Origin of the sequence: Helicobacter sp. MIT 03-1616 (genome assembly GCF_000765685.2) — a bacterium.
Lineage (GTDB): Bacteria > Campylobacterota > Campylobacteria > Campylobacterales > Helicobacteraceae > Helicobacter_C > Helicobacter_C typhlonius.
In genome coordinates, this window is the sequence record NZ_JROY02000002.1 from 64,227 (window position 1) to 90,670 (window position 26,444).

General features: G+C 40.3%; 25 protein-coding genes. 15 read left to right on the plus strand and 10 right to left on the minus strand.

The features are described 5' to 3' along the window. Nucleotides 1-115: 115 nt before the first annotated feature. Genes LS67_RS01620 through truA form a run of 6 tightly spaced genes read left to right on the plus strand, consistent with a single transcriptional unit; the run spans nucleotide 116 to nucleotide 4,937 of the window. Nucleotides 116-1,165 carry a ribonucleotide-diphosphate reductase subunit beta gene (locus LS67_RS01620; protein ID WP_034326827.1) on the plus strand — a complete coding sequence of 350 codons (1,050 nt, stop codon included), beginning with the start codon at nucleotides 116-118 and terminating at the stop codon, nucleotides 1,163-1,165. Further along, the gene (locus tag LS67_RS01625) at nucleotides 1,155-1,892 is read left to right on the plus strand and encodes a carbon-nitrogen hydrolase family protein (RefSeq protein ID WP_034326826.1); all 738 of its coding nucleotides are present in this window, start codon (nucleotides 1,155-1,157) and stop codon (nucleotides 1,890-1,892) included. Before LS67_RS01620 ends, LS67_RS01625 begins: the two co-directional genes overlap by 11 nt. A gap of 24 nt (nucleotides 1,893-1,916) precedes the next feature. Beyond that, nucleotides 1,917-2,528 (plus strand): protein-L-isoaspartate(D-aspartate) O-methyltransferase, encoded by a 612-nt coding sequence (locus LS67_RS01630; RefSeq protein WP_173644103.1) that lies wholly within the window; start codon nucleotides 1,917-1,919, stop codon nucleotides 2,526-2,528. 7 nt (nucleotides 2,529-2,535) lie between these two features. Continuing rightward, a complete protein-coding gene (locus tag LS67_RS01635; RefSeq protein WP_231944754.1) occupies nucleotides 2,536-3,186 on the plus strand; it encodes a prepilin peptidase in 651 nt (216 codons plus the stop codon). A gap of 3 nt (nucleotides 3,187-3,189) precedes the next feature. Further along, complete coding sequence (locus LS67_RS01640) at nucleotides 3,190-4,209, plus strand: LptF/LptG family permease (protein ID WP_034326822.1); 1,020 nt, start codon at nucleotides 3,190-3,192, stop codon at nucleotides 4,207-4,209. After that, nucleotides 4,209-4,937: a tRNA pseudouridine(38-40) synthase TruA gene (gene truA / locus LS67_RS01645; RefSeq protein ID WP_034326820.1), complete on the plus strand. Its 729-nt coding sequence runs from the start codon at nucleotides 4,209-4,211 to the stop codon at nucleotides 4,935-4,937. Before LS67_RS01640 ends, truA begins: the two co-directional genes overlap by 1 nt. Before the next feature lie 22 nt (nucleotides 4,938-4,959). Here truA and prmC read toward each other — a convergent pair whose 3' ends face one another. Further along, on the minus strand, nucleotides 4,960-5,796 hold the full coding sequence (gene prmC, locus LS67_RS01650) for a peptide chain release factor N(5)-glutamine methyltransferase (RefSeq protein WP_034326818.1): 837 nt from the start codon (nucleotides 5,794-5,796) through the stop codon (nucleotides 4,960-4,962). After that, complete coding sequence (locus tag LS67_RS01655) at nucleotides 5,786-7,009, minus strand: M48 family metallopeptidase (protein ID WP_052082035.1); 1,224 nt, start codon at nucleotides 7,007-7,009, stop codon at nucleotides 5,786-5,788. The genes prmC and LS67_RS01655 overlap by 11 nt, the downstream gene beginning before the upstream one ends. A gap of 139 nt (nucleotides 7,010-7,148) precedes the next feature. On the opposite strand from LS67_RS01655, the gene pyrG reads away from it, so the two are divergent. After that, entirely contained in the window at nucleotides 7,149-8,771 is a 1,623-nt protein-coding gene (gene pyrG / locus LS67_RS01660; protein ID WP_034326815.1) for a glutamine hydrolyzing CTP synthase, read from the plus strand. Then, nucleotides 8,771-10,432 carry a single-stranded-DNA-specific exonuclease RecJ gene (recJ, locus tag LS67_RS01665; protein WP_231944753.1) on the plus strand — a complete coding sequence of 554 codons (1,662 nt, stop codon included), beginning with the start codon at nucleotides 8,771-8,773 and terminating at the stop codon, nucleotides 10,430-10,432. Before pyrG ends, recJ begins: the two co-directional genes overlap by 1 nt. Before the next feature lie 179 nt (nucleotides 10,433-10,611). Here recJ and traF read toward each other — a convergent pair whose 3' ends face one another. The 6 genes from traF to selA are packed head-to-tail and all read right to left on the minus strand — an operon-like array spanning nucleotide 10,612 to nucleotide 18,485. Next, nucleotides 10,612-12,246 (minus strand): conjugal transfer protein TraF, encoded by a 1,635-nt coding sequence (gene traF, locus LS67_RS01670; RefSeq protein WP_081951342.1) that lies wholly within the window; start codon nucleotides 12,244-12,246, stop codon nucleotides 10,612-10,614. A gap of 10 nt (nucleotides 12,247-12,256) precedes the next feature. Then, on the minus strand, nucleotides 12,257-12,673 hold the full coding sequence (locus tag LS67_RS01675; protein ID WP_034326813.1) for a universal stress protein: 417 nt from the start codon (nucleotides 12,671-12,673) through the stop codon (nucleotides 12,257-12,259). 16 nt (nucleotides 12,674-12,689) lie between these two features. Continuing rightward, nucleotides 12,690-13,967, minus strand: a complete 1,278-nt coding sequence (locus LS67_RS01680; RefSeq protein ID WP_034326811.1) for a molybdopterin molybdotransferase MoeA — start codon at nucleotides 13,965-13,967, stop codon at nucleotides 12,690-12,692. A gap of 30 nt (nucleotides 13,968-13,997) precedes the next feature. Continuing rightward, nucleotides 13,998-15,185 carry a cysteine desulfurase gene (locus LS67_RS01685; RefSeq protein WP_034326809.1) on the minus strand — a complete coding sequence of 396 codons (1,188 nt, stop codon included), beginning with the start codon at nucleotides 15,183-15,185 and terminating at the stop codon, nucleotides 13,998-14,000. Next, nucleotides 15,185-17,068, minus strand: coding sequence for a selenocysteine-specific translation elongation factor (gene selB / locus LS67_RS01690; RefSeq protein ID WP_034326807.1), 1,884 nt, complete (start codon nucleotides 17,066-17,068; stop codon nucleotides 15,185-15,187). Before selB ends, LS67_RS01685 begins: the two co-directional genes overlap by 1 nt. Continuing rightward, the gene (selA, locus tag LS67_RS01695) at nucleotides 17,061-18,485 is read right to left on the minus strand and encodes an L-seryl-tRNA(Sec) selenium transferase (protein WP_052082036.1); all 1,425 of its coding nucleotides are present in this window, start codon (nucleotides 18,483-18,485) and stop codon (nucleotides 17,061-17,063) included. The genes selB and selA overlap by 8 nt, the downstream gene beginning before the upstream one ends. A 97-nt stretch (nucleotides 18,486-18,582) precedes the next feature. On the opposite strand from selA, the gene msrA reads away from it, so the two are divergent. Next, the gene (gene msrA / locus LS67_RS01700; protein ID WP_034326805.1) at nucleotides 18,583-19,080 is read left to right on the plus strand and encodes a peptide-methionine (S)-S-oxide reductase MsrA; all 498 of its coding nucleotides are present in this window, start codon (nucleotides 18,583-18,585) and stop codon (nucleotides 19,078-19,080) included. A 33-nt stretch (nucleotides 19,081-19,113) separates the two neighbouring features. On the opposite strand, the gene LS67_RS01705 is transcribed toward msrA, so the two are convergent. Next, the gene (locus LS67_RS01705) at nucleotides 19,114-19,881 is read right to left on the minus strand and encodes a 3'-5' exonuclease (protein WP_034326803.1); all 768 of its coding nucleotides are present in this window, start codon (nucleotides 19,879-19,881) and stop codon (nucleotides 19,114-19,116) included. Between the two features lie 5 nt (nucleotides 19,882-19,886). Further along, nucleotides 19,887-20,537: a ribulose-phosphate 3-epimerase gene (gene rpe / locus LS67_RS01710; protein WP_034326801.1), complete on the minus strand. Its 651-nt coding sequence runs from the start codon at nucleotides 20,535-20,537 to the stop codon at nucleotides 19,887-19,889. 137 nt (nucleotides 20,538-20,674) lie between these two features. Here rpe and LS67_RS01715 point away from each other — a divergent pair, with 137 nt between their 5' ends. The 6 genes from LS67_RS01715 to cmoB are packed head-to-tail and all read left to right on the plus strand — an operon-like array spanning nucleotide 20,675 to nucleotide 26,438. After that, nucleotides 20,675-21,352 (plus strand): hypothetical protein, encoded by a 678-nt coding sequence (locus LS67_RS01715; protein WP_034326799.1) that lies wholly within the window; start codon nucleotides 20,675-20,677, stop codon nucleotides 21,350-21,352. A gap of 43 nt (nucleotides 21,353-21,395) precedes the next feature. Next, nucleotides 21,396-22,232, plus strand: coding sequence for a class 1 fructose-bisphosphatase (locus LS67_RS01720; RefSeq protein ID WP_173644102.1), 837 nt, complete (start codon nucleotides 21,396-21,398; stop codon nucleotides 22,230-22,232). Further along, on the plus strand, nucleotides 22,225-22,467 hold the full coding sequence (locus tag LS67_RS01725) for a hypothetical protein (RefSeq protein WP_034326796.1): 243 nt from the start codon (nucleotides 22,225-22,227) through the stop codon (nucleotides 22,465-22,467). Before LS67_RS01720 ends, LS67_RS01725 begins: the two co-directional genes overlap by 8 nt. Nucleotides 22,468-22,515: 48 nt before the next feature. Then, nucleotides 22,516-24,462 (plus strand): methionine--tRNA ligase, encoded by a 1,947-nt coding sequence (gene metG, locus LS67_RS01730; RefSeq protein ID WP_034326794.1) that lies wholly within the window; start codon nucleotides 22,516-22,518, stop codon nucleotides 24,460-24,462. A 21-nt stretch (nucleotides 24,463-24,483) separates the two neighbouring features. After that, nucleotides 24,484-25,515, plus strand: coding sequence for a hypothetical protein (locus LS67_RS01735; RefSeq protein ID WP_034326792.1), 1,032 nt, complete (start codon nucleotides 24,484-24,486; stop codon nucleotides 25,513-25,515). Beyond that, complete coding sequence (gene cmoB, locus LS67_RS01740) at nucleotides 25,512-26,438, plus strand: tRNA 5-methoxyuridine(34)/uridine 5-oxyacetic acid(34) synthase CmoB (RefSeq protein WP_034342161.1); 927 nt, start codon at nucleotides 25,512-25,514, stop codon at nucleotides 26,436-26,438. The genes LS67_RS01735 and cmoB overlap by 4 nt, the downstream gene beginning before the upstream one ends. Nucleotides 26,439-26,444 lie beyond the last annotated feature (6 nt).

The window sequence follows — 26,444 nt, forward strand, 5'->3', positions numbered from 1 at the left end:
TTTCCTATTTTTCTTTTTGGTCGGTATCGGTTGAAAAATAAACATCGTTTTATATCGTTTTTTAAGCGTTAAATCCATACAATTACAGCTTTACAAAAATTTCTAAAGGTTTTTAATGAGTATCACACACGAAAATAAGCCTATTTCACGTAAATTAATCTACAATCCAGAATCTACTGAAAGTGTCGCAGATAGACGTATTTTTGGTGGTAATCCTACGAGTATGTTTGAGCTCACGCAAATCAAATATCAATGGGCTTATAATCTATGGAAGGTGATGCTTGCTAATACTTGGTTTCCAGAAGAAGTCAATATGAATCCAGATAAACGTGATTATGAAGTTGGCTTAACACCTCAAGAAAAACTAGGCTATGATAGGGCATTGGCGCAACTTATTTTTATGGATTCGCTGCAAACAAATAACCTCATCGATAATGTCAATCCCTACATCACGAGTCCAGAGATTAATCTTGTGCTTGTGCGTCAGGCATACGAGGAGGCATTGCACTCTCAAAGCTACGCGGTAATGGTAGAATCTATTGCTGCGAATACAGAGAATATCTATAATATGTGGCGCACTGATATGAAGCTAAGAAGCAAGAATGATTATATTGCTAATGTATATACTGAACTTGCACGGAATCCAAATGAGCAGGGCTTATTAAAGGCGATGTTTGCCAATCAAATTTTAGAGGGTATTTATTTTTATAGTGGGTTCTCATTCTTTTACGCCCTTGCGCGTAGTGGCAAAATGCTAGGCTCTGCACAGATGATACGATTTATTCAGCGCGATGAGGTAACGCATTTAATCTTGTTTCAAAATATGATTCGTTCCTTGCGTAAGGAGCAGGAACATCTTTTCACTCCGGCACTTGAAGAGGAAGTGATAGAGATGTTTAGGAAAGCAGTGGATATAGAATCAAGCTGGGGTGATTATATCACGCAGGGGCAGATTCTAGGGCTAACGACAGAGATTATACGCGAGTATATACAATACCTTGCAGATGAACGTTTGAATGCGGTTGGATTCAAAAAGCTTTATAATAACCAACATCCTATCAAGTGGGTTAATGCTTTTTCAAGCTTTAATGAGCAAAAGACAAATTTCTTTGAATCAAAGGTTACAAATTATTCAAAAGGGAGTCTTAATTTCGATGATTTCTAAAAAACTCTATGCTATGCAGATAAAAACGGCGCAAGATTTTGAACAAAATCTTGCACAGGTGGAGGATTTACTCGCTCAATGTGGCAAAGGGGCGATCGTGTGTGCACCGGAGGTGGCACTAAGCGGTTTTGCGTATCAACGTATGAGCGAAGCGAGTGAGTTTTCAAAACTTGCGACAGAGCGATTTTTGGAATGTAGTGCAAAATATCAAAATACTCTTGTGATTACGATGATTGAGGAAAAAAACAAGAAGTTTTTTAATAATCTCAAGGTGTTTCACAATGGAGAAGTGATACATAAGCAAAGCAAGCATAAACTTTTTTCACTCGGTGATGAGCAGCTACACTTTGTCGCGGGAGATAAAAGTGAGATTAGCATTTTTGAGATAAATGGGCTTAAATGTGCAGCTTTGGTGTGTTTTGAATTGCGTTTCGTGGAGCTATGGGAACAGATAAAGGGTGCAGATTTGATTTTTGTAAGCGCGCAATGGGGCAAGGCACGCAAAAATCACTTTGAGGTCTTATGCACCGCTTTGGCAGTGATAAATCAAGCTTTTGTCTTAGCGAGTAATAGCGCAAATGATATAATGGCAAAGGGAAGTGCAATTATCACACCCTATGGGATCGTGTATAAAAATGACAAAAAACATTTAATTACTCACGAAGCAGATATAAGCGAAACTACGCGTATGAGAAAATACATCAACACAAACATAAAGATAAACTAAATGTATAAACTTGCTGCAAAGGAAATGTGTGATGAAATTACTAAAATCTTTCCACTTTCGTCTAAGGTCGTTGCAGCACTTTGCGCGGTAGATAGGGAGAAATTTATTCCCGCTGGATTTGCACCATATTTAGCCTATGATATAAATCCCCTGCCTATGACAGAATCTCAATATATTAGCTCCCCGCTTACAGTCGCGCAGATGACAGAATATCTTGCGCCAAATGGTGGGGATTCGGTGTTGGAGATTGGCTGTGGGAGCGGCTATCAGGCAATGGTGCTTTCCCATCTCTTTCGCCGTGTATTTAGTATTGAGCGCATTGACAAACTTCTAATTAAGGCAAAGGAGCGATTTAAGCTCTTGCAATCCCATAATATTTTTGTAAAGCTTGATGATGGGCAAAAGGGCTGGGCGGAATACGCACCCTTTGATGCGATATTATTTTCAGCGTGTGCGAGGAATATCCCTCAAGTGATTATTAATCAGCTTCAAGAGGGTGGCGTGATTGTTGCGCCTATGCTTGAAGGGAATAAGCAGGTGATAAAACGTTTTAGAAAATGTAATGGAATTTTAGGAGCGGGCGAGTGCTTGGGCGACTGTCTCTTTGTCGATGTGCAAGATGATATAGTGAGGTAGGGCAAAAATGACATCAATGTCAATTTTTATCGCGCTTTCTTTGTGTTATGGTTTTGTCGGTGCGATACTTATTGCATTATATGCGGAACAGAGAGAGCAAAATGCCTCACTGCTTCATTTTCTTGCCTCTACGCAGTATAGAATCTACTTTTTGATTCTTAGCCTCTGCTCTTTTGGTGTCCTTATGTGGCAGGGCGTTGGTGTGTCCTATGCGATTTTGATGTTTTTATTCGTACTTGGCATTATTGATATTAAATGCCTCGCAATACCCGATGTGCTCAATTTTTCACTCCTTTTTATATGTGTGATATATGCTTTTTTGGATAGCAGTATGATTGGAGATAGCTTTGTGTATAGGGTGCTTTTGGGTTTTGGTGTGGGGGGAATATTTTTTGTTCTCAAAGCCTTTTATCAATCCCTTAGTGATAGGGATATTATCGGCGAGGCGGATATTATAGTTTTGAGCTCTTTGGGTATAGCTTTTGGCGCAATAAATGCTTTTGTGAGTGTTTTTTTAGGCAGTATTGCAGCTCTTGTTTATGCACTTATTCTCTATCTTTTTTTTAAGCGCAGTTTGTTCTCTTTAAAATTACCATTTTGTTTTTTTATTTTTCTTGGCACAATGGTAAATTTTATATGGATTGAAATTGGGATATGAACTATGCTTAAACGTTATTTATTTATGAGCTTTGCACAGGTGTTTTTTCCTTTCTTTGTCGTGTTATTATTTATCGCTTCTGTCGTGCTTTTGATTGATATTGCGGGGCGCACATATGTGGTAAAAATGAGTTTTTTAGATTTGGGGACTTTGTTTTTGTATCTCATACCTAGCAGCTTATTTTTCATCATACCCATCACATTTTTTACTGCCTTGGTATTAAGTATATCACGTCTAGCGTATGAATATGAACTCTTAGTGTGTTTCTCGCTTGGGAGCAAGCCCTTTGATATTGTGCGATTTTTTTTTCCTATCATACTTTTAGCTACGCTTATTTTGTTTGTGTTTTCGCTCATTATGTTGCCACTTGCCAATAGTGCTTCAAAAAACTTCGTGGCGCAAAAAAGAGCGGATATCAATGTGAATATTAAGCCCGGCGAGTTTGGACAAAAGCTGGGCGATTGGCTCGTGTATATGGATAGCGTATCAAATCGTAATTATCAAAATCTCATTTTATTTTCCGAAAATGGTTTTGAGGGCGATACATTTATTGTCGCACAGGAGGGCAAGACAAACAATAATCAGGGGCTTTTTGAATTAAATCTCAGCAATGGTAGTGCATATTTTGCCGCTCCAGATGAGATTAAGAGGGCAGATTATAGACAAATGAGTGTGCGTCAAAATGTGAGCGCACCGCAGTTGAGGGGCTATGATTTGATTGAGTATTGGAGTGATGCTTTTATGCCAGATTCAAGGCAAAAATCGCGCAAACTCGCTCAAGCTGTGCTTGTCTCTCTTTTCCCTCTTGTGTCTATTTTTCTTATCCCGCTTTTTGGCATTGCAAATCCCCGCTTTAGCTCAAATATGTCTTATGGGTATGTGATTGCCGCGGTAAGCCTGTATTTTGTCTGTATGCACATTATTTCTGATAATTTCCCTCTGATTGGTATGGGGATTTTCCCTCTGCTGTGGTTTTATATAAGTTTTATGCTGTATAGAAAGTTTATTTCTAAGTTTTATTGATGTGTAGATTTAAAGCGGTAATTGCTTATGATGGAAGTGCGTTTAGTGGTTTTGCTCTCCAAAAGCATAGGCGCAGTGTTTTGGGCGAATTGATAGAATCTTTTGCGCGTGTGGGGATTGGCGGGGAGATTTTGGGGGCTTCTCGCACCGACAAAGGAGTACACGCCACCGCGCAGGTGATTAGCTTTCAAAACAAGCATATCCACAGATACGATACGCATTTTTTGCGCTCACTTCTTAATGCAAAGCTCTATCCGCATATTATGGTGCGCTCATTGTGCGAGGTGGATTCACATTTTCATCCGCGCTTTGATGCGAAGTGGCGCGCGTATCGTTTTTTGCTCTCTCCTACTCGTCCATCACCTTTTGCTTCAGCATATATAAACTATGAAAAAATCGGCGATATGGTGCGCTTTCATCAAGCCTTAAGGCTTTTTAAAGGCACACATAATTTTGTATTTTTTAAGAAAAATGGTTCATATACGAAAGATGATGTGCGACATATTTTTGATGTGCGACATTATCAGCGCGGGGGCATAGATGTCGTGTATATGCGTGGAAATGGCTTTTTGCGCTCACAAGTGCGCCTAATGGTGGGCACGGCTTTGAGCGTGAGTAGGGGCGAGATGAGTATTGAGAATCTACAGGAGCAGCTTTTAGGCAAAAAACGGCATTATCATTACCCTATTAGTCCTCAAGGGTTGTATCTTTGTGGCATTGGGTATTAAAAGACAACACAAATGTGAATTTTTACATAAAGTATGCGCTAAATCCCCTATCCCAGCCACTTAAATCCTTATAAAATTCCACATTTTTCGCATTTTGTAGCAATATGCCCATAGCCTCTTTTTGGTCATATCCCATTTCGCAGAGAAGCCATATATTCGTGCGCCCCTCTATGGTTTTTAGAATCTCCCTATACACATCTAGCCCATCCTTTCCCCCAAAAAGTGCAATTTGCGGCTCATAGCGAAGCGGTTTGCTTATAGGGTAATCATCTCTAATATAGGGTGGATTGCTGATAAGTAGCTCAAAGGAGGACATATCGGGCGGCAAAATCGAGCAGTGATGAAGGGTAATATCTGCATTTGGTGCGTGGGTAGCGATATTTTGACGCGCTACATAAAGTGCCTCTTGGCTAATATCTGTCGCAAAAAATCGACATTGTGGCTCTAGCCTAGCGAGTGTGGTGGTGAGAATGCCCGAACCTATGCCAATTTCTGCGATTGATGTGATATTATGCTTATGTATAAGCTCCCTTGCCTTATCGATAAGAATCTCACTCTCTGGGCGCGGGATAAGCACACTAGGATTCACAAAAAAATCAAATCCATAAAAACTTGCCTTTTGAGTGAGGTATTCGATAGGCATACCATTTTTGCGTCTAGAGACAAGAGAGAGAAAATGTGTAGCGAGGGTAGATTCTATAATTTGTGCGCCGTGTGTGTGAAGGTAGATTCGGGGGACATCTAGCACAAAGCCTAATAGAATCTCACTCTCCATTTTTGGTTTGAGCGAGAGATTTTGGGCTACAAGGGATAAATCGCTTGTAGCTCTTTGCAAAAGCTCATCAATACTATGCTTCATAATTTAGTGCTTTGAGCCTTTGTAAAAGCGGTGGGTGGGTGTAGTAAAAGAAAATGTATGCGGGGTGTGAGCTTGGAAAACTTTTGTTTTCATTAACAAGGCGCACGAGCGCGTTTGCAAGGCAGTGTTTGCTCGAAATCCCAGCACCAAATTCATCAGCAGCATATTCAGCCTTGCGACTAAAGTAGCCAATGAGTGGCATAAACCAAAAGCCAATAATAGGCGAGATAAGCAACATAAGCACGAGGATACTCGCGCCATTGTGGGCTAAGCCGATTGTATCAAAAAGTTGTGAGGGTAAATGCCCCACAACAAAAAAAAGTGCAAAAAGCACACAAGCCATAATAATGATATTTTTGAAAATATCATTATGTTTGAAATGTCCCAGCTCGTGCCCTAAAATCGCAATCAACCCATCAGCACTAATCTTATCAAGCAGGGTATCAAAAAGCACCACGCGCTTACTTTTGCCAAAACCACCAAAATAGGCATTGAGTCGCCCATCGTGTTTTGAAGCATCGACCACAAAAATACCACTACTTTTGAATCCTATGCTATTCATCAGGGATTCAATGCGGGATTTGAGGTTTTCATCATCAAGTGGGGTAAATTTATTGAAAAGTGGCGCGATAAGTGTGGGGTAGATAAAATTGACTAAAATAACGATTGCAAGTAGAGCTATGAATCCTGCAATCCACCACAGCGCGATATTGTCTATAATCGAAATAAGCAAAGTCGCCACAATGCCACCTAGAATAATGCTTAGGAACAGTGTTTTAAACAAATCGGCTATAAAAATACGTGGCGTTTGATTACTAAAATGAAATCTCTTATCAAGTCCAAATGTCTTATAAATACTAAGGGGTAAGTCAATAATGCTCCCAATGATGACAAAGCTAAGCACGAGAGCCACTCCTTGCCACAAAGGGTTGATATTAGGCGCAATAGATTGAATAATGGTGTTAAGGAAAGATAAGCCAAAGCTTACCCATAGCACAAAAACAACCGCTTCAACGACTTTAGAGATAATATCAAGCTTCAAGGAGGCGAGAGCGTATTCTCCTGCTATGCGATAATCTTCGGATTCTAAAAGAATAGCGGGTTTTAGCATTTCTGCTTTGATGTGTTTGCTTTGAAGTAGGGCTAAAATAATGCTAGGTATGGTGTAGAGGCATACAAAGAGCGCGATAAATAATATTAAATAGTCTTGCAAAATATTCTCCTTGAGCTAAGATGTAATGAAAAATCATTATCATAAAAGATAAAACACAAAAAAGAGTAAATTAACAAGCTTTTAACTACTCTTTTATTATCATTCTCGCAAATTTTAGAATCTTAATCAAGGATATGTTATGGAAACCAAATATATTTTTGTAACCGGAGGTGTTTTAAGTTCTCTTGGAAAGGGTATCACTTCTTCTTCAATTGCAACTTTACTTCAGCATAGTGATTATAATGTCTCAATCCTAAAAATTGACCCTTATATTAATGTCGATCCGGGCACGATGAGTCCGCTAGAGCACGGCGAAGTGTTTGTTACAAGCGATGGCGCGGAGACAGATTTAGATATAGGGCATTATGAACGTTTTTTGAATAAGGATTTTCATAAAACAAATAACTTTACCACAGGGCAAGTATATATGTCTGTGATTGAAAAAGAGCGCAAGGGCAAGTATTTAGGCAAGACGATTCAAATCGTGCCACATATTGTAGATGAGATTAAAAGTCGCATTAAACTCGCCGGAGACGGAAGTGATTTTCTCGTTGTGGAGCTTGGGGGTACCGTGGGCGATATAGAGGGAATGCCATACCTTGAGGCTATGCGACAGATGAAACACGAGCTAGGAAATAAGCAAGTAATTTCTATCCACGTTACACTTATCCCGCTTGTGCGCGCAGCTGGTGAGCTAAAAACAAAGCCCACCCAACATTCTGTGCAGGAGTTAAGACGCATTGGAATTTCCCCGCAGATTCTCGTGGCGCGCTGTGAAAAGAGCCTTGATAAAGAATTAAAGCGCAAACTTGCTTTGAGCTGCGATGTTGATGATGATAGTGTGATAGTGGCAGAGGATACAGAGAGTATTTATAAATGTCCGCTTAATTTCTTGGAGGAGGGCATACTCACGCCCATAGCGCGATATTTGGGGCTTGGTGCATTAGAGCCAAAAATGGATAATTGGGATATGCTTGTAAAAAAGATTATCGCGCCCAAAAGTCAAGTAACTATTGGCTTTGTGGGGAAGTATTTGAGTCTTAAAGAATCTTATAAATCCCTTATAGAATCTCTTATTCACGCGGGGGCAAACACCGATACGCGCGTGAATATTAAATGGATTGATAGTGAGCTTTTGGAGGAGAATATCACACTTTTGCACGATGTGGATTCTATCCTTATTCCCGGAGGGTTTGGCGAGAGGGGCATAGCGGGGAAACTTGCAGCGATTAAATATGCGCGAGAGGAAAATATTCCTATGCTTGGCATTTGTCTAGGTATGCAGCTTTCTTTGATTGAGTTCGCGCGCAATGTGCTAGGTATCAAAGATGCAAATTCTGTGGAATTTGATGTGTATACCAAAGAGCCTATTATTTATTTGATTGAGGATTTTATAGACACGCAGGGCAATAAACAGCTTCGCACGCATACTTCGCCTATGGGTGGGACAATGCGACTTGGTGAGTATGAATGCCACATCAAAGAGGGCACAAAACTTTATGAAGCCTATGGCAGAGAGAAAGTCATCAAAGAGCGACATCGTCATCGATACGAGGCAAACCCAACATATCGCACACTTTTTGAGCAAAATGGTATGATTGTGAGCGGCGAGAGTAATGGGCTCATAGAATCTATTGAACTCGCAAATCATCCGTGGTTTGTAGCCGTGCAGTTTCACCCTGAATTTACCTCGCGTTTGCAGCGCCCCAACCCAATTATCCTTGAGTTTGTGAGACAAACTCAAGGATATAAAAAAGCATAATGAAAGTAGATTTAAAACATATAGAATCTATGGGCGCGGATTCTCAACACACAGATATTCAAGCAGATTCTAAAAATACAGTATCTCAAAGTGATTATCCTATTCTTAGCAAGGCGCAGATTTTGGAGCGGCTTTTAGCGCGTGATGTGGAGAGGGGGTATAAGTCTCTCAAAGACTTGCCCCTGCCTCAAGCCCTAGCGCATATCACAGAGGGCGCGGAAATTGTTGCAAATTGTATAAAAAGCAATCAAGAAGTGCTCGTGGTTGGGGATTATGACGCTGATGGCGTGTGTGCGAGTGCGATAATGGTGCAATTCTTTAGAATCTTAGGCTATGCAAATATGCGACTCATTATTCCCAATCGCTTTACAGACGGCTATGGTGTGAGTGCCGCGCTCTTGCAAAAATATGCAAATAATGCTGCCGTGGTAATAAGCGTAGATAATGGTATTACCGCATTTTGTGCCGCACAATGGTGCAAAGAGGCGCAGATTCCGCTTGTGATTACTGACCACCACACGCCCACACACCAACTGCCAGAAGCTGATGTAATTATCGACCCCTATTTGAGCGAATGCACTTTTCCACAGAAATCCATTTGTGGCGCGGTGGTAGCTTGGTATTTTTGCGCTACTTTGAAGCAGATTCTTGATTGCGATGTGAATATGAGCGTGTTTTTGCCCTATCTCGCCATAGCGAGTGTGGGCGATGTAATGCCCCTTGTTGGCATAAATCGTCTGCTTGTTAAAAAAGGTATAGAATCTCTTTATACCACTTCAATGCCTTTTGCGCGGCTTTTGCGAGAAAAATACAAGAAACTTGACGCACAGACTTTGGGCTTTTATATCGTCCCATTGCTTAATGCCCCCGGGCGTATGGCGAGTGCCGATGTAGCTTTAGCATTTTTAGTCAGTGAGGATTTAGATAAGGCACAAAGCGCGTATGAGAGGCTTTTAAACCTTAACAATGAGCGCAAAAAGATTCAAAGTGAGGTTTTAGAATCCGCACACAAGCATTTGATAGAATATGATGATTTTGTGGTGAGCTACGCGCAAGGGTGGCACGAAGGTGTGCTGGGTATTGTAGCCTCGCATTTATCGAGGGAGTATCAAAAAAGTGCATTTGTGTTTAATGAAATAAATAATGTGCTCAAGGGTAGTGGGCGCAGCTTTGGTGATGCAAATCTTATCGCTTCTATCACGCCTTTGGCGGATAAATTACTGGGTTTTGGCGGACATAGCGGGGCAATGGGGCTAAGCGTGGAGAAAGAGAAACTGCGGGATTTTGCCTCATCTCTTTGTATGGTATGTGAGGAGAGCGAAGATAAAGATTCTGTGCTTGGCAAAATAGAGAGTGCGAATATTGATAGAGAGTTGCTAGAGATAATTGAGCACTTTGCGCCCTTTGGTGCGGGGAATCCAATGCCTGTTTTGATATGCGAGTATATGCGTATAGAATCTATTAAGCCTTTTGGCAAGGTGGGAGTGCATTTTGAGTATATCTTGCGTGATACACGCACGCAAACGCGCCTTGTGTGCGTGGAGTTTTTTGCGCCTTGTATGCGTGAGGTAGGGCAATGTGGCGATGTGTATTGTGAGATTATGCGAGATGATTTTACATTGGGAGTGAAACTAAAGATGATTGAGGGGAGATTTGTATAAAGGTTTTTAGAATCTTGGTTGTATCAAAAATATTTTTATATGTTTCTTTTTTAAGGTGGGGATAAAAATATGCAAATGTGAGTTTATGGCTTTGTTACTACACATCAAACATTCCCCTCGTGAGATTGTGTATGAAGATTCTAAAACCTTGACAAAGTCTTAGAATTTGCTGCAATGTTCTAAAAGCTAAAGCTTCCGCCTACGCGGAGATTAAGATATTGAGGAATAGGTATGTTCTCTACACGAGTGAATTTGGTGCTTGTTTGCAAAGCAACATCAAGGAATCCTAGCACATTTAGCCCACCTGTTAAAATAAGCCCCGTATCTTGTCGCAAGTCTTTCATCGCACCCACGCGCACATCAATAGCCTTTAAGTCAAAGGCGACACCACCGCCAACCATTTGGCTTTGCTGTCTAATATTGCTAAATGCAATCAAATCATTTGGGGTTAAATCCGCATCAAAAGCGACATTGAAAAATCGCGAGTTGTAGCCAATACCGGCGCGATATTGTGGCTTAAGCGTGATATTAGAAAAAGTAGATTCAAAAGTTGGCGAGTTAATGTTTTTTGCCACAAGTCCAAAAGTGAGATAGCGAAACTCCGGTAAATCAATCTCATAAAGTGCGCCAACATCAACACCAAAATTATTTGAAGAGATAGCTCCATCAAGCGAGGCAAAATTAGTAAGCTCTTTTTTGCCTATATTTTTATTAATAAACATTTCATTTTGACTACTTAGAGCATTCATCAATTTGCCTGTTAGCCCAATATTGAGGTTGCCATTTTTGAGATAAAAAGTGCGTGCATAGCCCACAGGCAATTCAGTAAGCACAAAGCTTGTAGCGATAAGCTTGTGATAATTACCATCTAAAGAAGCAATGAGCGAATAGTTGTTGTAATCACTTTGTGTCGAAGTTTTATAGCTAAAGCTATCACCATTATCTGTGAGTTCATAATAACTTCCATTGCCACCATCAATGATAAGACGCATACGAGAAGCATCAGCTTTGACTGACATACTTGAATATAAAGAAGTAAAAAGCGCTACGCCAAGGCTTCCAAGTTTTTCATTCATCGTTTTAGTAGAGAGTTGTAAAATTACGCCATTTTGGCTTACTGCATTGAGATTATTATCTTGAAAGATATCTTTAACGGCACTAATATCATTTATTGCTTTATCTAATTCTTTATCACCGCCTTTAGAAATAGTAATATTTTGCAAAAGCCCTCCTACACCTCCACCTGTGCTTGAACTAAAATCAAGATGGTCATAATCAATATTCCCTGCGATACTGCCAAGTATATTTTTTTGGTCTGGTGTGAGGGCACTACTTTGTTGCACTTGTTGTAGCACACTTTGTATCAAGTCATTATAGTTTCCATCGGGGTGCTGTTGGAGGTAATCTTGCAAATCTTGTTTGACATCACCACTAGGATTTGTTAATACAGAGGCAAGTGCATCTTTGACAACATTTGTAATCTCACCCACATTCGCTCCACTACCAGAAGCAAAGGTATTTACAAGTCGTTCTGCAGTATCTGCCATATTTTTGATATCAATCTTGGTAATTTTAGCAAGATTATGTTCTTCTAAACCAACACCCAAAGAATATCCCATTTTTACGCGCGGGTCGGAACTAAGAAGTGCAGGATTGTAGTAAAGCCCCCACGCAGAGTGCTTTAAGGCAACTCCTGCACCACCCATTGCCGCAGAAGTGTTACCCATAGAGCCAAACTCTAATGCTTCAAGTGAGCCATAGAAGCAACTGCTTAACATTCCTAAGGCAAGAAATTTTTTTCTAGTCCCCCACATCATAGTCTCCTTATTTTGCTACCAAAACAGGAATAGGAGAGGAGTTAATAAAGCTATTTTGATGAGAATTAAAGATTCTATGCAAGAGCGAAGATTCACTCGCACCAATGATAAGCAAATCATAGTTATTAACAATTTCAAGCACTACATCAATAGGATTACCTGTTTTTAGAATCTTTTGACAGGTAATACCCTCCTTATTAAAGGCAGATTCAAACTCACTAAGAATAGCATTTGATTTTTCATTTTCAATATTTTCTATTGTGCCATAATCTACAATTCCGCTTTCAGCATATACAACAATTTCAGGTGTTACGTGCAAGAGAGTGAGCTCTATCTCATCTCTATGTCCAAAAAATTTAATAATGGTCTGAATTGCTCTGCGACATTCTTGTGTATCACTTACTCCAAATAAGAGCTTTGTCATATTCACTCCTTATAGTTTAATTCTCTAATTCATTAATGAAGTCTATTATATCACAAAAATCGGCATTATAAGGAATTACCTTAATGCACCCTCCTTGTCCTAAACCGTATATTTCTTTGATTTGAGATGTATTAGAATCTTGGCACAAAGTTTTGTGCGCTCCTGCTTTGCATATTGCTATACCACTATTTTTCCACATATTTACAAGGGAGCTTGAACCGATTTTTCCGCCTTTGTAAAGTATGAAATTATTGTGCTCTATCTTACCTAGAATCATTGATGTGGTGTTTATTTTCAAATGATATTCCCCGACAAGCTTTAAACTTATGGGTTTAGGATAAAAATTCCTCGAGCCCTGCATAGATTCTAAAAAGCTTAATATCAATGTATGCGTATGAAGCAGCAAGGCTAAGGGATTACCGGGTAGGAGGATAATAATTGTATCACCCAAAGTCGCACAGGCAAGGTGTCTGCCGGGTTTTAGATTCACACCATCAAATAAAAATGTAGCGCCCATAGATTCTAATACATTTTTTATCAAGTCCGCATCGCCCACACTTGCTCCACCGCTTGTAATTACCACATCATATTCACTAAAACGCGCTAGGGCAAGTTTAAGCGCACTTTCATTATCTGGTAAAATCCCGCCATAGTTGCATTCATAGCCGCGTGATTGCAAAAGTGTGTAAAGACTCGTAGCGTTTGTATTGTAAATTTGATGAGGGGCTGCAGTTAGGTGCGGCTCTATGACTTCATCACCACTTGAAAATATCGCTACACGCAAGGGTGCGTAGGTGCAAATGGTGTCTATGCCTTGAGAGGCGATGATACTTAAATCAAGGTGATTGAGCCTCTTACCTTTGCGTAAAAGGACAGAATCTAGCGTGATTTCCTCGCCTTGAAAGCGGATATTTTGCCCTTTTTTAGGCTCTTGGCATTCAAAGATTACTTTAGCACCTAAATCTTGTGCCATTTCGATTTGCACTACCGCTTCGCTACCTTTTGGAAGCATTGCGCCTGTCATCACTTTATAGGTATGTCCGGCTTGTAGCTCAAGGTTTGCGGCATTGTCTCCGGCTAGGATTATTCCATCGCAAATACAAGGTTTATCATAATCCTCTAGTTTTATTGCATAGCCGTCCATTGCGGAGTTATCAAAGGGTGGCAGAGGCTTTGTGGCGATAATATCCTCGCTTAAGACACAGCCATAAGATTCAAAAATTGTGTTTTTACGCGTGTGTGCGGTGCGTGGCAAAGAAGTGCCTATCTTAAGGGCTTGTAAAAAATCAACCATATTTTTTTTCTCCTCATATTTTTTAGAATCTTAGCAAAATTGCCGTAGCTGCAAATAGGCATTAGCTATGCTCGTAGCGATAGATTCAATATCTTTTAAATCCACATAACTAATGCTAATTAATTCCCTGCATTGCGCTTCTTCATAGCCCATAGATTGAAGCACAAAAGAGGGCTTGGCATTCCCATAGAGACAGTCTAGCCCATTAATTGCATAAATGCCCTCAATCTGCAAAGCTTGGATAATCTCACGTGCCTTTATGTGCTTAAGGCGCAGGGCTAGGGTGTTTGGCGCACTTAAATGCAGGGGCGCAAAGAGTCCAATATTATCTTGAAGTTTTGCTTTTAGAGATTCAAAAAATTGCACTTTAGAATCTTCAGCCTTAGGGGTAGCAAGTATGCTTTCAAGCGCAATAAGTGCTGCTTTGAAGAGATGTGGGCGTAAAAGTTGCGTGGTGTTATAATCTTTTAGCGCAGGGGACAAAGTCTGCGTGGGACTTAGGATAAAGCCACTCTTTCGTATTAAACCTATGCTTTCGCCATTGCAAATAAAAAATACTCTAAGATTCATAAGGGAGCGCAAAAATGCACATTTTTCTTGCGTGAGGGAGCTTAGAAAAAGTGAAATATCACAAAAAATAAGCACGTTTTCATAAGTGGTAAAAATCTCCTCAATAAGGGATTTTATGGGGTTTAGCGTCAGTAAGTCTTGATTGATGAGTGGAATAAAAAATGCAATGGATTGTGTAGAATCTATACAATCTGTTCGCACGGAATTTTCTTGTATTTTTTTAGAATCTGCCTCCGTGCGCGTAGAATGATTGTGCGCGTGATTCTGTGTAGATTCTAAACATATTTTGCAATTTTTAATAATGCCATTAGGATTAAGCGGCAAAAATGAAATGGCACTTGGATAAATCGCTGTGAATCTCTCTCCCGCGTAAAAACTCTGCTGTGATAGGCTAGGGGCTAGGGCTATGTGGAAATGATGTTTATGAAGTGTATCAAAAAGGGAGAGAAACTCGCCACAACTATAATCAAAACCTAGCGCAAATGAGGCATCAAAAAACTTTGCTAAGGATAGAGAATCTGCCTTAAATGTGCTTAAGAAGGCATTGTCAAATGTATTTGGATTTGCAAATTCTGTGTGAAAAAGCGCGTTTGCTACTTTGTTTTGCGGGACATTTGCTAAAAAATCAAGGTGTATTGACTCAAACATTAGCTTCCTTTATGTGTGTATTTGAAGCTCCGCTTATGCTCACTACATTGTATATCCTCGAATTTATCGAGGTATTCGAGGTAGCCGATGAGGTATTTGCGACTAAGGTTTGTATGTGTTTTTAAGATATTTACATCGACATAGCCGTGAGTAGCGATAAGCTCACGCATAAGACTTACAATGTGATTAAGCGCATTTGTGGTAATAAAAAGATTGTGGCTTATACGCACGACTTTTTTAGCAAGGCTTAGGGATTTAAGTGCATTATCGCCAAGCTTTTTATCAATATCAAAAGATTCATAGATATTATAGGGTGCAAGTGGTGCGCAGCCTTGCTTTTCTAGCTCGTTATAGAGTTTTTCTTGCACGAAAGTGTTAATATCTTTAATCTTGCAAGTCCTAGACATATAAAGTCCATTTTTAGAGATGATTTGCCCCTCGTCTTTTAGTTCATCAAGGGTGCGTTGGGCGAGTGCGGGAGAGAGCCATTTATGTTTTAGGCTTAGGCTTGAAGCAGAGAGTAGGGCGGCATTATTATGCGTGAAAATCTCTATAATATTTGACTTGACTAATTCAATTTGTGAGAGTGGGTAGAGAGTGAGAGATTTTTCATCAGCAAAAATAGATTCTAAATGCGCGGCAATATCGTAGCTTTGCGCGTGGCTTAGGGCGAAACGTTGCGTGGAGCTTACAAGCCCAAAGCCCTTTTTGTGAATCTGTGTAAGTAAAGTAAATGCGTATTTAAAGTCTTTTTGTGCGAGGGCTTGGAGTAAAGTAATTTTTGTGTGCTTTTTGATTGGGTCGATGATTGGATTTAACACTATGCCACCGCATATTTCGCCCTCATCATTGCGTAAAATAAAATGCTGTGAAAATACGCTAAAAATCACTTCATCGCATTTAAGGGTAGCAAGGGTCAAAGGCTTTTTGCTAAAAACTGATAAAATGCCCTCTTGCTTTAGAATTTGCACCTTTGCGTTATATTTTGCACTCCCTATATAAAACTGATAAATGCCATTATGTTTTATCTTGCCAAAAATACCCACATCGATACTATTAAATCCCCTCAAATAGCCCTTTGGCGCGAGGAGATAGCCTCTTTGTAGCTCATTATGGCTAATGCGGCTAAGATTAAGTGCGACACGATGAGAGGGAGTGGCGATTGTAGTGTCTAAATCGTGAATCTGTATGCCCTTAATCTCCACTTCCTTGTTGATATTATAAGCATAGAGCTTGTCATTTGGCGCACATTGTCCGCTAAGCACACTGCCAGTAACAACACAACCCGCGCCCTTAATCGCAAAGCTCCTATCAATATAATACATAAAAAGCCCAAAGTCCCTTGTTTTGGGCTTTGGTATAGAATCCAGCAGATTCTTTATATATTCTAGCTCCTTTGCATTATCTACCTGTGGGTGCAAGGAGAGCGCGATAGATTCTAATAATTGCATATCACAAGTGCTAAATTGCTCCTTGAGTGCGGATTGTAAAAGTGTGATTTTCTCATCGAGTTCATCTTTTGGAAACTTATCAATCTTTGTAATCACGCACACACAGGATTTTATCCCCAGCATATCGGCAATTTTTATGTGTTCTATGCTTTGAGGCATAATGCCCTCATTTGCCGCGACAACAAGGAGCAACACATCAATACCAAAGGTCCCGGCTATCATATTTTTCACAAGCTTTTCGTGCCCGGGCACATCGATAAAGGCGATATTGCGCGTTGGCAGTTTGAGCGCAGAAAAGCTCAAATCAAGTGTAATACCTCTTTGCTTCTCTTCATTAAGACTATCGCCATCAAAGCCATTGAGTGCCTTAATGAGCGTTGTCTTGCCGTGGTCGATATGCCCAGCTAAGCCTACGATAATATCATTATTCATCTCTTGCCTCTTTAAAAATGGCTGATATTGTTTCTACAATATAATCTTCATCGCCCTTAAGCAAGGTGCGCATATCAAGGCAAATGCTCCCCTCTTTAATGTAGGCTATTATGCCTCTTTCTCGCAGCAAAGATTCAAAGTTTTCTACATCAATATTTTTTGCTTTTAGACTAAGCCCAAAGGAGCTAAAGTTTTCATTTGGAAGCGAACCACCACCGGCAACTGAATCTAGCCTTATGCTCTTTACTTCTAGTGTTGCGATATTGAGCGCACATATATGTTCTTTTAGCGCGTTGGCTTTAGATTCTAAAGTTTTAGAATCTGCTAAAAGCATAGCGAGTGTTGGAATCTTATGATATGCCTTGTCTTTGTAGGCTTGAAGCGTGGCTTGGAGGAGCAAAATACCACATTTATCCACTCTAAAAGCTCTAAGCAGCGGATTGGTTTTAAGCTTTTTTATAAATTCTGCTTTGCCACAGATAATACCCACTTGGCAACCACCCAAAAGCTTATCACCACTAAAGCTAAGAAGTGAGGGCTTATAGGCGCATATCTCTTGCACACTGGGTTCATCTGTGAGGTGCAAAACTCCTAAATGTCCGCTCCCCAAATCAAAATAATCAATCAAATGATGTGCACGTGAGAGCGCGATAAGCTCCTTTATATGACAGGAGCTCACAAAACCGAGTTGCTTAAAATTACTTTGGTGGGCTTTCATAATCATTGCACTTTGTTCGTTAATGGCATTTTCATAATCGCGCAAATGCGTCTTGTTTGTCGTGCCTACTTCGCGCAATACACTTTCGCTACTCGCCATAATCTCGGGGATTCTAAAACTCCCGCCAATCTCTATAAGCTCCCCGCGCGAGATAATGACTTCTTTGTGCTTTGCGAAAGTATTAAGGATTAAAAACACACTTGCAGCGTTATTATTCACTAATAGCGCGTCCTCACAGCCACAAATCTCACGCAGTAGTTTCACACAATGCGTGTATCGCTCCCCCCTTTTGCCCTGTGCTAAATCATACTCAAGCGTGTGATAGGAGCGCAAAAATGGCATTACTTCATCTAGTATTTCCTCGCTAAATACACTGCGTCCTAAATTTGTGTGAATCACAACGCCTGTGGCGTTAATTACGCGCTTTAATGTTGGGGCGCATTGCTTCTTTGCTTTGGATTCAAGCGTGGGGATAAGGTTTGCAATACGCTCTTTAAAATCCTGTGTGTCTATGTGCCCATTTTGTAAAGACTGCTTCAATTCCTGCAAATGCGCGTTTATGAGTGGCATAAGCATAGATTTATCAAAATCTTTTAAAGCAGAGAGCAGGGTATCTATTTTTGGAATAAGTCTCAAGAGTGCTTGCAAGTCATTATTTTGCGAATCGTGTTTGGTAGTTTTGTGTGAATCCTGTGGCATTTACTCCTCCGCACCTGTTTTGTCTTTGTATAAACAGCTAGGTTAAGATTTTAGCTTGTTTATAATAATGTAAGGCAAAAACACTAAGGAAGTAAAAATGGCGACAATTTATCTTGCAGGTGGGTGCTTTTGGGGGATTCAAGGCTATTTTGATAGGCTAAAAGGTGTGCAGGATTCACAAGTGGGTTATGCGAACTCTTATATTGCAAATCCTACTTATGAAATGGTATGTAGTGGCACGAGCGGTGCGGTGGAGGCTTTGGAGCTTACTTATGATAGGCAGATTTTAAGCCTTAATGAGATTATGGGGCGATTTCTTAGTATTATTAACCCTGCCGCACTTAATTTTCAAGGTAATGATGTGGGGAGTCAATACCGCAATGGCGTGTATTTTGTGGAAGTAGCCGATGAGGAGATTATCCGCAACAATCTTCGAATCTGGGAGCAAAATCACCAAAAAAAGGCGGTTACAGAAGTGTTTGCTCTGCGGAATTTCTACCCCGCTGAAAATTATCATCAAAAGTATTTAGTAAAAAATCCAAATGGATACTGCCATATTGATATAGAATCTGCGCTTGAAGAGTGGAAAAAATAGTCTGTGTGAATGTATAGATTCTAAAAGTTTGAGTTATTTGTATCCCACTCGCCCTTTTGAAAAATCAATCAAATCTTGTATACTTCGCACAGATGGTGGAAACATCATTGTCGCAATGTTAAAGATTTTTAGACTTGTAAGGGCATCAGCATAGGCGCGGTGTGAAACAGGCGTGTGTATGCTTAAAAAATCATTGAGATAGGCAAGTGCATATCGTTTAGAGGGAATAACTTTTTTGGCAAGTTCAATCGTGCAAAGTTTGGGATTAAGCAAACCAAAAAACCCACATTGTCGCAAATGATAGTCCAAAAATCCATAGTCAAAATTCACATTATGCGCCACAAACACACTATAGCCTAAAAATGCCTTAAATTGCTTTAAAACCTGCTCCTTGCGCGGAGCATTTGCTATGTGATCGTAGGTAATGCCTGTAAGTTCGGTAATATTTTCTGGCACAAATGGCGCATAAATGTAGCTCTCAAAAGATTCTATAATCTTACCCCCACGCGTTTTAATCGCACCAATCTCTATAATCTCGCTACTTTGGGGCTTTGCACCATTTGTCTCAATATCGACAAATATTAAATTGCTCTCTTCCCACATTTTCTTATGTGTTGAAAGGCTAAATCTCACTTCATCGCCATTAATTTCCTTAAACAAAGGCGCACCCGCCCCATTAAGCAGTTCGATTTCACTATCCACATCTGCATATAAACCGCCGATATTTTTCACATACATACGAAATTCTTTCTCGCTCATATCAGCGGTGCGGAGTTTCTCAAAAAGTTGGGCGTAAGTCATAGAAACTATTTAAGTTTAGCGATTGCTTCTGCATAATTTTGCGAACCAAAGATGAAGCTCCCTGCCACGACCATATCAATCCCTGTATTTTTAAGTGTGTGGATATTTTTATCACTCACGCCCCCGTCAATTTCAAGCAAACATTTGGGATTAAGCCTATCGCGCATTTTTTTGATATTATGGAGTTTTTTAATGCTAGATTCAATAAATCTCTGTCCGCCAAAGCCCGGATTCACACTCATTAAAAGCACCAAGTCAATATCGGGTAAGATGTATTCTAAAAGCTGCTCACTCGTGTGTGGATTGAGCACCACACCAGCTTTTACACCGCTATCTTTAATATGCCAAATGAGGCGATGTAAATGTTGCACTTCTTCAAGATGCACACTTATAAATGCAGGTTTTAGGGGCAAAAAAAACTCGACAAAAAAAGGCACATTTCGCACCATAAGGTGAATATCAAGGGGCTTTGAGGCGGCTTTGGCTATGGCTTCTACCACACAAGGACCCATAGTGAGATTTGGCACAAAATGCCCGTCCATTACATCAATATGCACATAATCACACCCCGCTGCACAGACACTCTCTACCTCTTCACCAAGTCGCATAAAATCCGCTGAAAGCACACTAGGTGCGACAAGAACTTGTTTTGCCATTTTTATCCTTTGAATAGAATCTAAACTTCAATCATTATATGAGAATCTTCTATGCAAAATATTCGCGCCATTGTATCATACAATCACTCTAATTTAATTGTATAGCCTATAATGCCACAAACTTATAAGGAATATATATGCCTGTATCTCACCCATTCGCGCCACTACTTGGATTATCTACTCCTACGCTTATTTATCCTGCTACATTGCCTAAGCCGCCCACGCCCTTTATCCCCTATGGTTTTAACATTGAAGCGCAAACTTTGCTCGCTCCACGCAATCCTAAGGCGATTGTCATCTTTGTGGGGGGCTTTTGCGATACGATTATGTGCGCTGTATATAGGAGTTTTATGGCATTCAATCAAGAATCTTGTATCAAAATATATGCGAGTTTCAAATCTCAAGCACTTTTTAGTGCGTGGTTGCCACTTCTTGTGCAATGCAATCTCCCTATGTTTGTTATTGCGCATTCTTGGGGCGGGAGTAATTTCTATAAAGCCCTGTTGGATATAGAATCTAAAAATGCAAACAATGATGTAAATTTGCATTATTTGCTCACACTCGACCCTGTGGGTTATCATAAGCCAAAGGTGCGCCCACTCGGCATTGGGTATTGGGAAAATGTGTATATCGCGCATAAGCACACATATCTGCGCCGCACGAATATCATCGCACTTATAGGACACGCGTGGAATGAAATTGCTGTGAGTGACAGCAATTTTGCGCTATACAAACCGCTTCATCACGCAAGTATTGAACAAATGATTGCAGCGACACATTTTGCCGATGAGCTTACAAAAATCATAAGCATTTAAATGCTATAATCCTAAGCCAATCCGCACTTTGGAGAATAAAATGATAAGCGTAATTATTGAAACATTAAGAGAATCCGCCCTACATATAGATACGCTCCTCAATCAGCAAAATGGGAGCTATCTACAAAGCACGAATGCAAGTGGAGATATGCAGCTTGAAGTTGATGTGGAAGCAGATAGAATCTTCCAAAAAGCCTTACTTGAACTACCAAGTGTGAAGGCGATTTGCAGTGAGGAGCAAGAGGAGATTTGCTACTCAAATAACAAAAATGCACCCTATATTATCGCCTATGACCCGCTTGATGGTTCTTCGCTCATAGATAGCAATCTTAGCATAGGAAGCATTTTTGGAATCTACAATGAGGAGCTAAAGCCTAGCTCACTCATTGCAAGTGGCTACATTGTCTATGGACCGCGGCTTGAAATGGTAGTCGCGCAGGAGCAGGTGCTGCATTATCGTTATGATGGCGCACAATGGCGCAATTTAGGGGTTTTACAGCTCAATACCAAAGGGCGTATAAATGCACCCGGCGGCACACAAAAGCATTGGGAGAGTAAGCATAAGACAATGATAGAATCTCTATTTATGCAGGGCTATCGTTTGCGCTATTCTGGCGGTATGGTGCCCGATTTGCACCAGATTTTGGTTAAGGGTGGGGGGCTTTTTAGCTATCCTGCTACCACTGATGCACCAAATGGCAAACTTCGTAAGCTTTTTGAAGTTTTCCCCCTTGCTTTTATCTATGAAAAAGCGGGAGGTTATGCGACAGATGGGACAAAAAGGCTTTTAGAGCTTGAAGTAGGGCATATACACGAGAGCAGCCCCTGCTTTTTTGGGAGCAAAGAGGAAATGGAGCTTGTGAGGAGAATCTATGAGTGAGAATGTAGCACAAAATATAGAATCTTCGCAGCAAGGTAATACCCCAATAAATGATGTTTATGAAAAGGCATTGCAAGATAATATCGATATTTTACAGCAATGTCAGCGTGATAAGGGTTTTAGCACCTGCACGATGTGTGAATTGCTCATTAGCTGTGAGGTGCGTAATAACTATGTTAAGGCGGTGTATAATAGTATGTCAAAGGGGCAGCACGGCGACTTTGATTTTAACTAGATTCTAAAATATGCGCTAGATTTTAGAATCTAGCAAAAAAGGAGTTTTATGCAAACAAAGACTTATATCACTTCACCTATTTATTATGTCAATGATATACCACATATCGGGCATTCTTACACAACTTTTTTATGCGATATGCTTAAGAAATTTTATCAACTTCAAGGGCAAGATGTGGTTTTTACTACTGGCACGGACGAACACGGGCAAAAAATCGAGCAATCCGCGCAAAAGCACCAACTTAGCCCACAAGACTACGCAGACAAAATTAGCATAAGATTCAAAGAATTATGGAATGAATTTAATATAGACTATGATATTTTTGTGCGCACCACGGATAAGGCACACTGCTTAAGTGTGCAAAAAGCTTTTGAGATAATGTATGTAAAGGGAGATATTTACAAGGGTAGTTACGAGGGGCATTACTGCATTTCGTGTGAGAGCTTTTTCACACAAACACAGCTTGGAGCAAACAACTCTTGCCCAGATTGTGGCAAACCAACACAAATCGTGCAGGAGGAGAGTTACTTTTTTGCACTTAGCAAATATCAGGAGAGGCTTTTAGCCCATTTTGCTAAGAATCCTACAATGATAACTCCTAGCTTCTATCAAAATGAGATTATCAATTTTATAAGCAATGGGTTAAATGACCTCTCAATCACGCGCACAAGCTTTGAATGGGGTGTGCCGCTCTTGTCAAATCCTGCGCGCAAAGATGATAAAGCCCACGTGATGTATGTGTGGCTTGATGCACTTCTAAGCTACCTAAGCCCCTTAGGCTATCTCTCTAATGAAGCAAAAATGCCTTATTGGGATAATGCCGTGCATTTTGTGGGAAAGGATATTTTGCGTTTTCACGCGGTGTATTGGCTTGCCTTTTTAATGAGCCTTGATTTGCCCCTACCTAAGCATATCTATACGCACGGGTGGTGGACGAGAGATGGTGCGAAGATGAGTAAGAGTATCGGCAATGTAATCAATCCCAAAGAAATGGCTGCCACTTATGGCACTGAATCTTTGCGCTATTTTTTACTGCGTGAAATGCCCTTTGGGCAAGATGGCGACTTTAGCGAGCGAGTGCTTATTGAGCGCATAAATGCCGAGCTTAGCAATGATGTGGGTAATCTCCTTAATCGCCTACTTGGAATGGGTGAGAAGTATTTTAGTCTTATTATAGATTCTAAAGATGTGGCGACACATTTTGCCGATGAGATTAACGAGCTTCATTCACACATTGATAAAGTTTGCGAAAAAATGATGCAAATGCAGCCTCATCGCTACATTGAGGAGCTGTGGAAAATCTACGCACTTGGCAATAATGCCATCAGTAAATACGAGCCGTGGAAACTCATCAAAAATAATCAGCAAGAACCCGCTATGGCATTACTTGGCTTAATTGCAAATATCCTCGCTAAAAGTGCGATTTTGCTCTATCCTATTATGCCTCAAAGTGCCGCTAAAATCGCTCACGTGCTAAGATTTAGTATTAATGAGCAAAGCTTTGAAAGATTTATCACTAAAAAAGAGCTTTTGCAACCGCTTACTTTGGAGAAAATCCCTCCACTTTTCCCACGCATACAAGAGGAGGCAAAGGCGAGTGATTGTAAAAATACACAATCTAGTGCAAAATCAATAAAAACAGCTAAAGAAGATTCTAAGGATTTAGAATCCTATATTGACATCAAAGATTTTAAGAAGCTTGATATACGTATAGGCACGATTTTAGAATGCTCCGCAATGGAAAAAAGTCATAAACTCCTTAAGTTACTCGTAGATGTGGGCGAGGAGAAGCCACGGCAGATTCTATCGGGCATATCACAGCATTACAGCCCAGAATCTCTGCTTAATAAGCAAGTATGCGTGATAGTCAATCTCAAACCAGCCAAGCTTATGGGCGAAATAAGTGAGGGAATGATACTTGCTAGTGAAGATGAAAATGGCTTATCGCTTCTAGGTTTAGACAAGGCACGAGCGAATGGGAGTAGGATAAGCTAGAACTTTTAGCAAAGGTGTCAAGTGAGGGTTAATGAAGTTGTAGAAATCGTTGGAGGCACACTTCTCAATACGCCTTCTATTGCGATGTTTTCACGTATAATCTGTGATGTAGAGCAGATAGAAAAGGGTGATTTGTTTATCGCGCTTGAAGATTCTCATATCACACAAGCCATACAGGCGGGTGCGTATGGGGTGATTTATACACATAAAATAGATATGAGTGATGAGGAGATAGCACATATTCTTGTAGAAGATATGCAAGATTGTCTAATGCGCCTTATCCGCTACAAACTTTTAGCAAGAAATATAGCTTTTGTCGCTCTGTCATCGCTTATTGAGGAGGGCATTGCTACAAATATCATCAATGATACGCGCGTTAGCTTTTTTAATGGCGATTTGTGCGCACTTATCGAACTTCTAAATGATGAGAATATTGCCTTTATTTTTACCAATAGCGAACAAATTTTACAGCTTGGATTCAATATTATCCATACAAACAAGTCAAAAGAATATCCATTTTTGGTGCTTTCACATACACTTTTTGATAGCACAATTTTGTATAAAGAGGCGCATTATCGCATTAATTTGCCAAAACTATTTTTTAGTGAGCTAAATAGTGTTTTGCAGTTGTGTGAGCAGGAGGGCATAGACTATGCACTCGAGCAATTTAAGCAGATTCCATTTTTTAAGCCAAATTTTTTAAACGCATTTGGCAAAATCATCGAATATGGACAAGCTTCAAAGGTCGCTATTGCGGAGGAAGATATTGAGCAATTTAAGCGATATATGGCATATATTGCTAATAACGCGACTTGGGGGAAGATTCTATTCCTTGTGCCTCCTGTGTATGTGGAGCTTTTCAATCAAATTGCACAGACTTTTCCTTACTCCTCGCACGAAGAGTTGTGTGGGCATTTGCATAGAGAGAATTTTAACTTCGCACTCATTCTTGGTATAGACGATGAAAGCCTTGTATGTGCGCTCAATACTAATCGAAGATATGTGTTAGAGCCGGATTTGTTTTCTACCTTGTTGAGTGAGGAACAGGCGTGAGCGATTTTTTTGACTATCAGGCAAAAAAAGCTTCGCATATCACCAAAGCAAAAAATATTGCACCGCTTTTGGAGCAAATCACGCATTTGCCTACAATCCCCGCGACTTTTCATAGTGATAATGGTTTGCATATTACTGCGCTTGATTGGAATCTTTACGCGCCACATAAGCAGCGCATTTATGATTTGGCTTTGCAGCTTAAGCCTTGGCGCAAAGGACCTTTTTTTTTATTTGACACACATATTGATAGTGAATGGCAGAGCGTTATCAAGTGGCAGATTCTAAAGCCGCATTGTCATCTAGGTGGCAAACGCGTGGCTGATGTGGGTTGTAACAATGGCTATTATATGTTTGAAATGCTGTGTTTAGAATCTAAACCCCAAAGCATTATAGGCTTTGACCCTAGCGGTATTTTTAAGGCACAATTTGATTTTATCAATCACTTTGTGAAAGCACCGCTGTGCTTTGAACTGCTTGGCGTGGAGGATTTGTATAGCTATACACAAGCATATAAAAGTCCTTTTGATGTGATTTTTTGTCTGGGTGTGCTGTATCATCGCCTTGACCCCATAGGCACATTAAAGAATCTGTATCAGTCTTTGGCAAGTGGCGGAGAGTTGATTTTAGATACACTTATTTATGAGAGTGAAGATGAAGTATGCCTCTCTCCAGCCCAAAGCTATGCTAAAATGTCAAATGTATATTTTATCCCGAGTTTAAGAGCGCTTCAAGGTTGGTGTGAAAGGGCGAAGTTTAGTGATTTTGAGATTTTAGGCTTTAAGCCCACAACTACGCAGGAGCAGCGACAAACGATGTGGATAGATTCTAAAAGTTTGGGTGATTTTCTCAATCCCAGCACAAATCTTACCATAGAGGGCTATGCGCCTCCGTTGCGTGGGTATTTTAAACTCAAAAAACACTAAAGGATA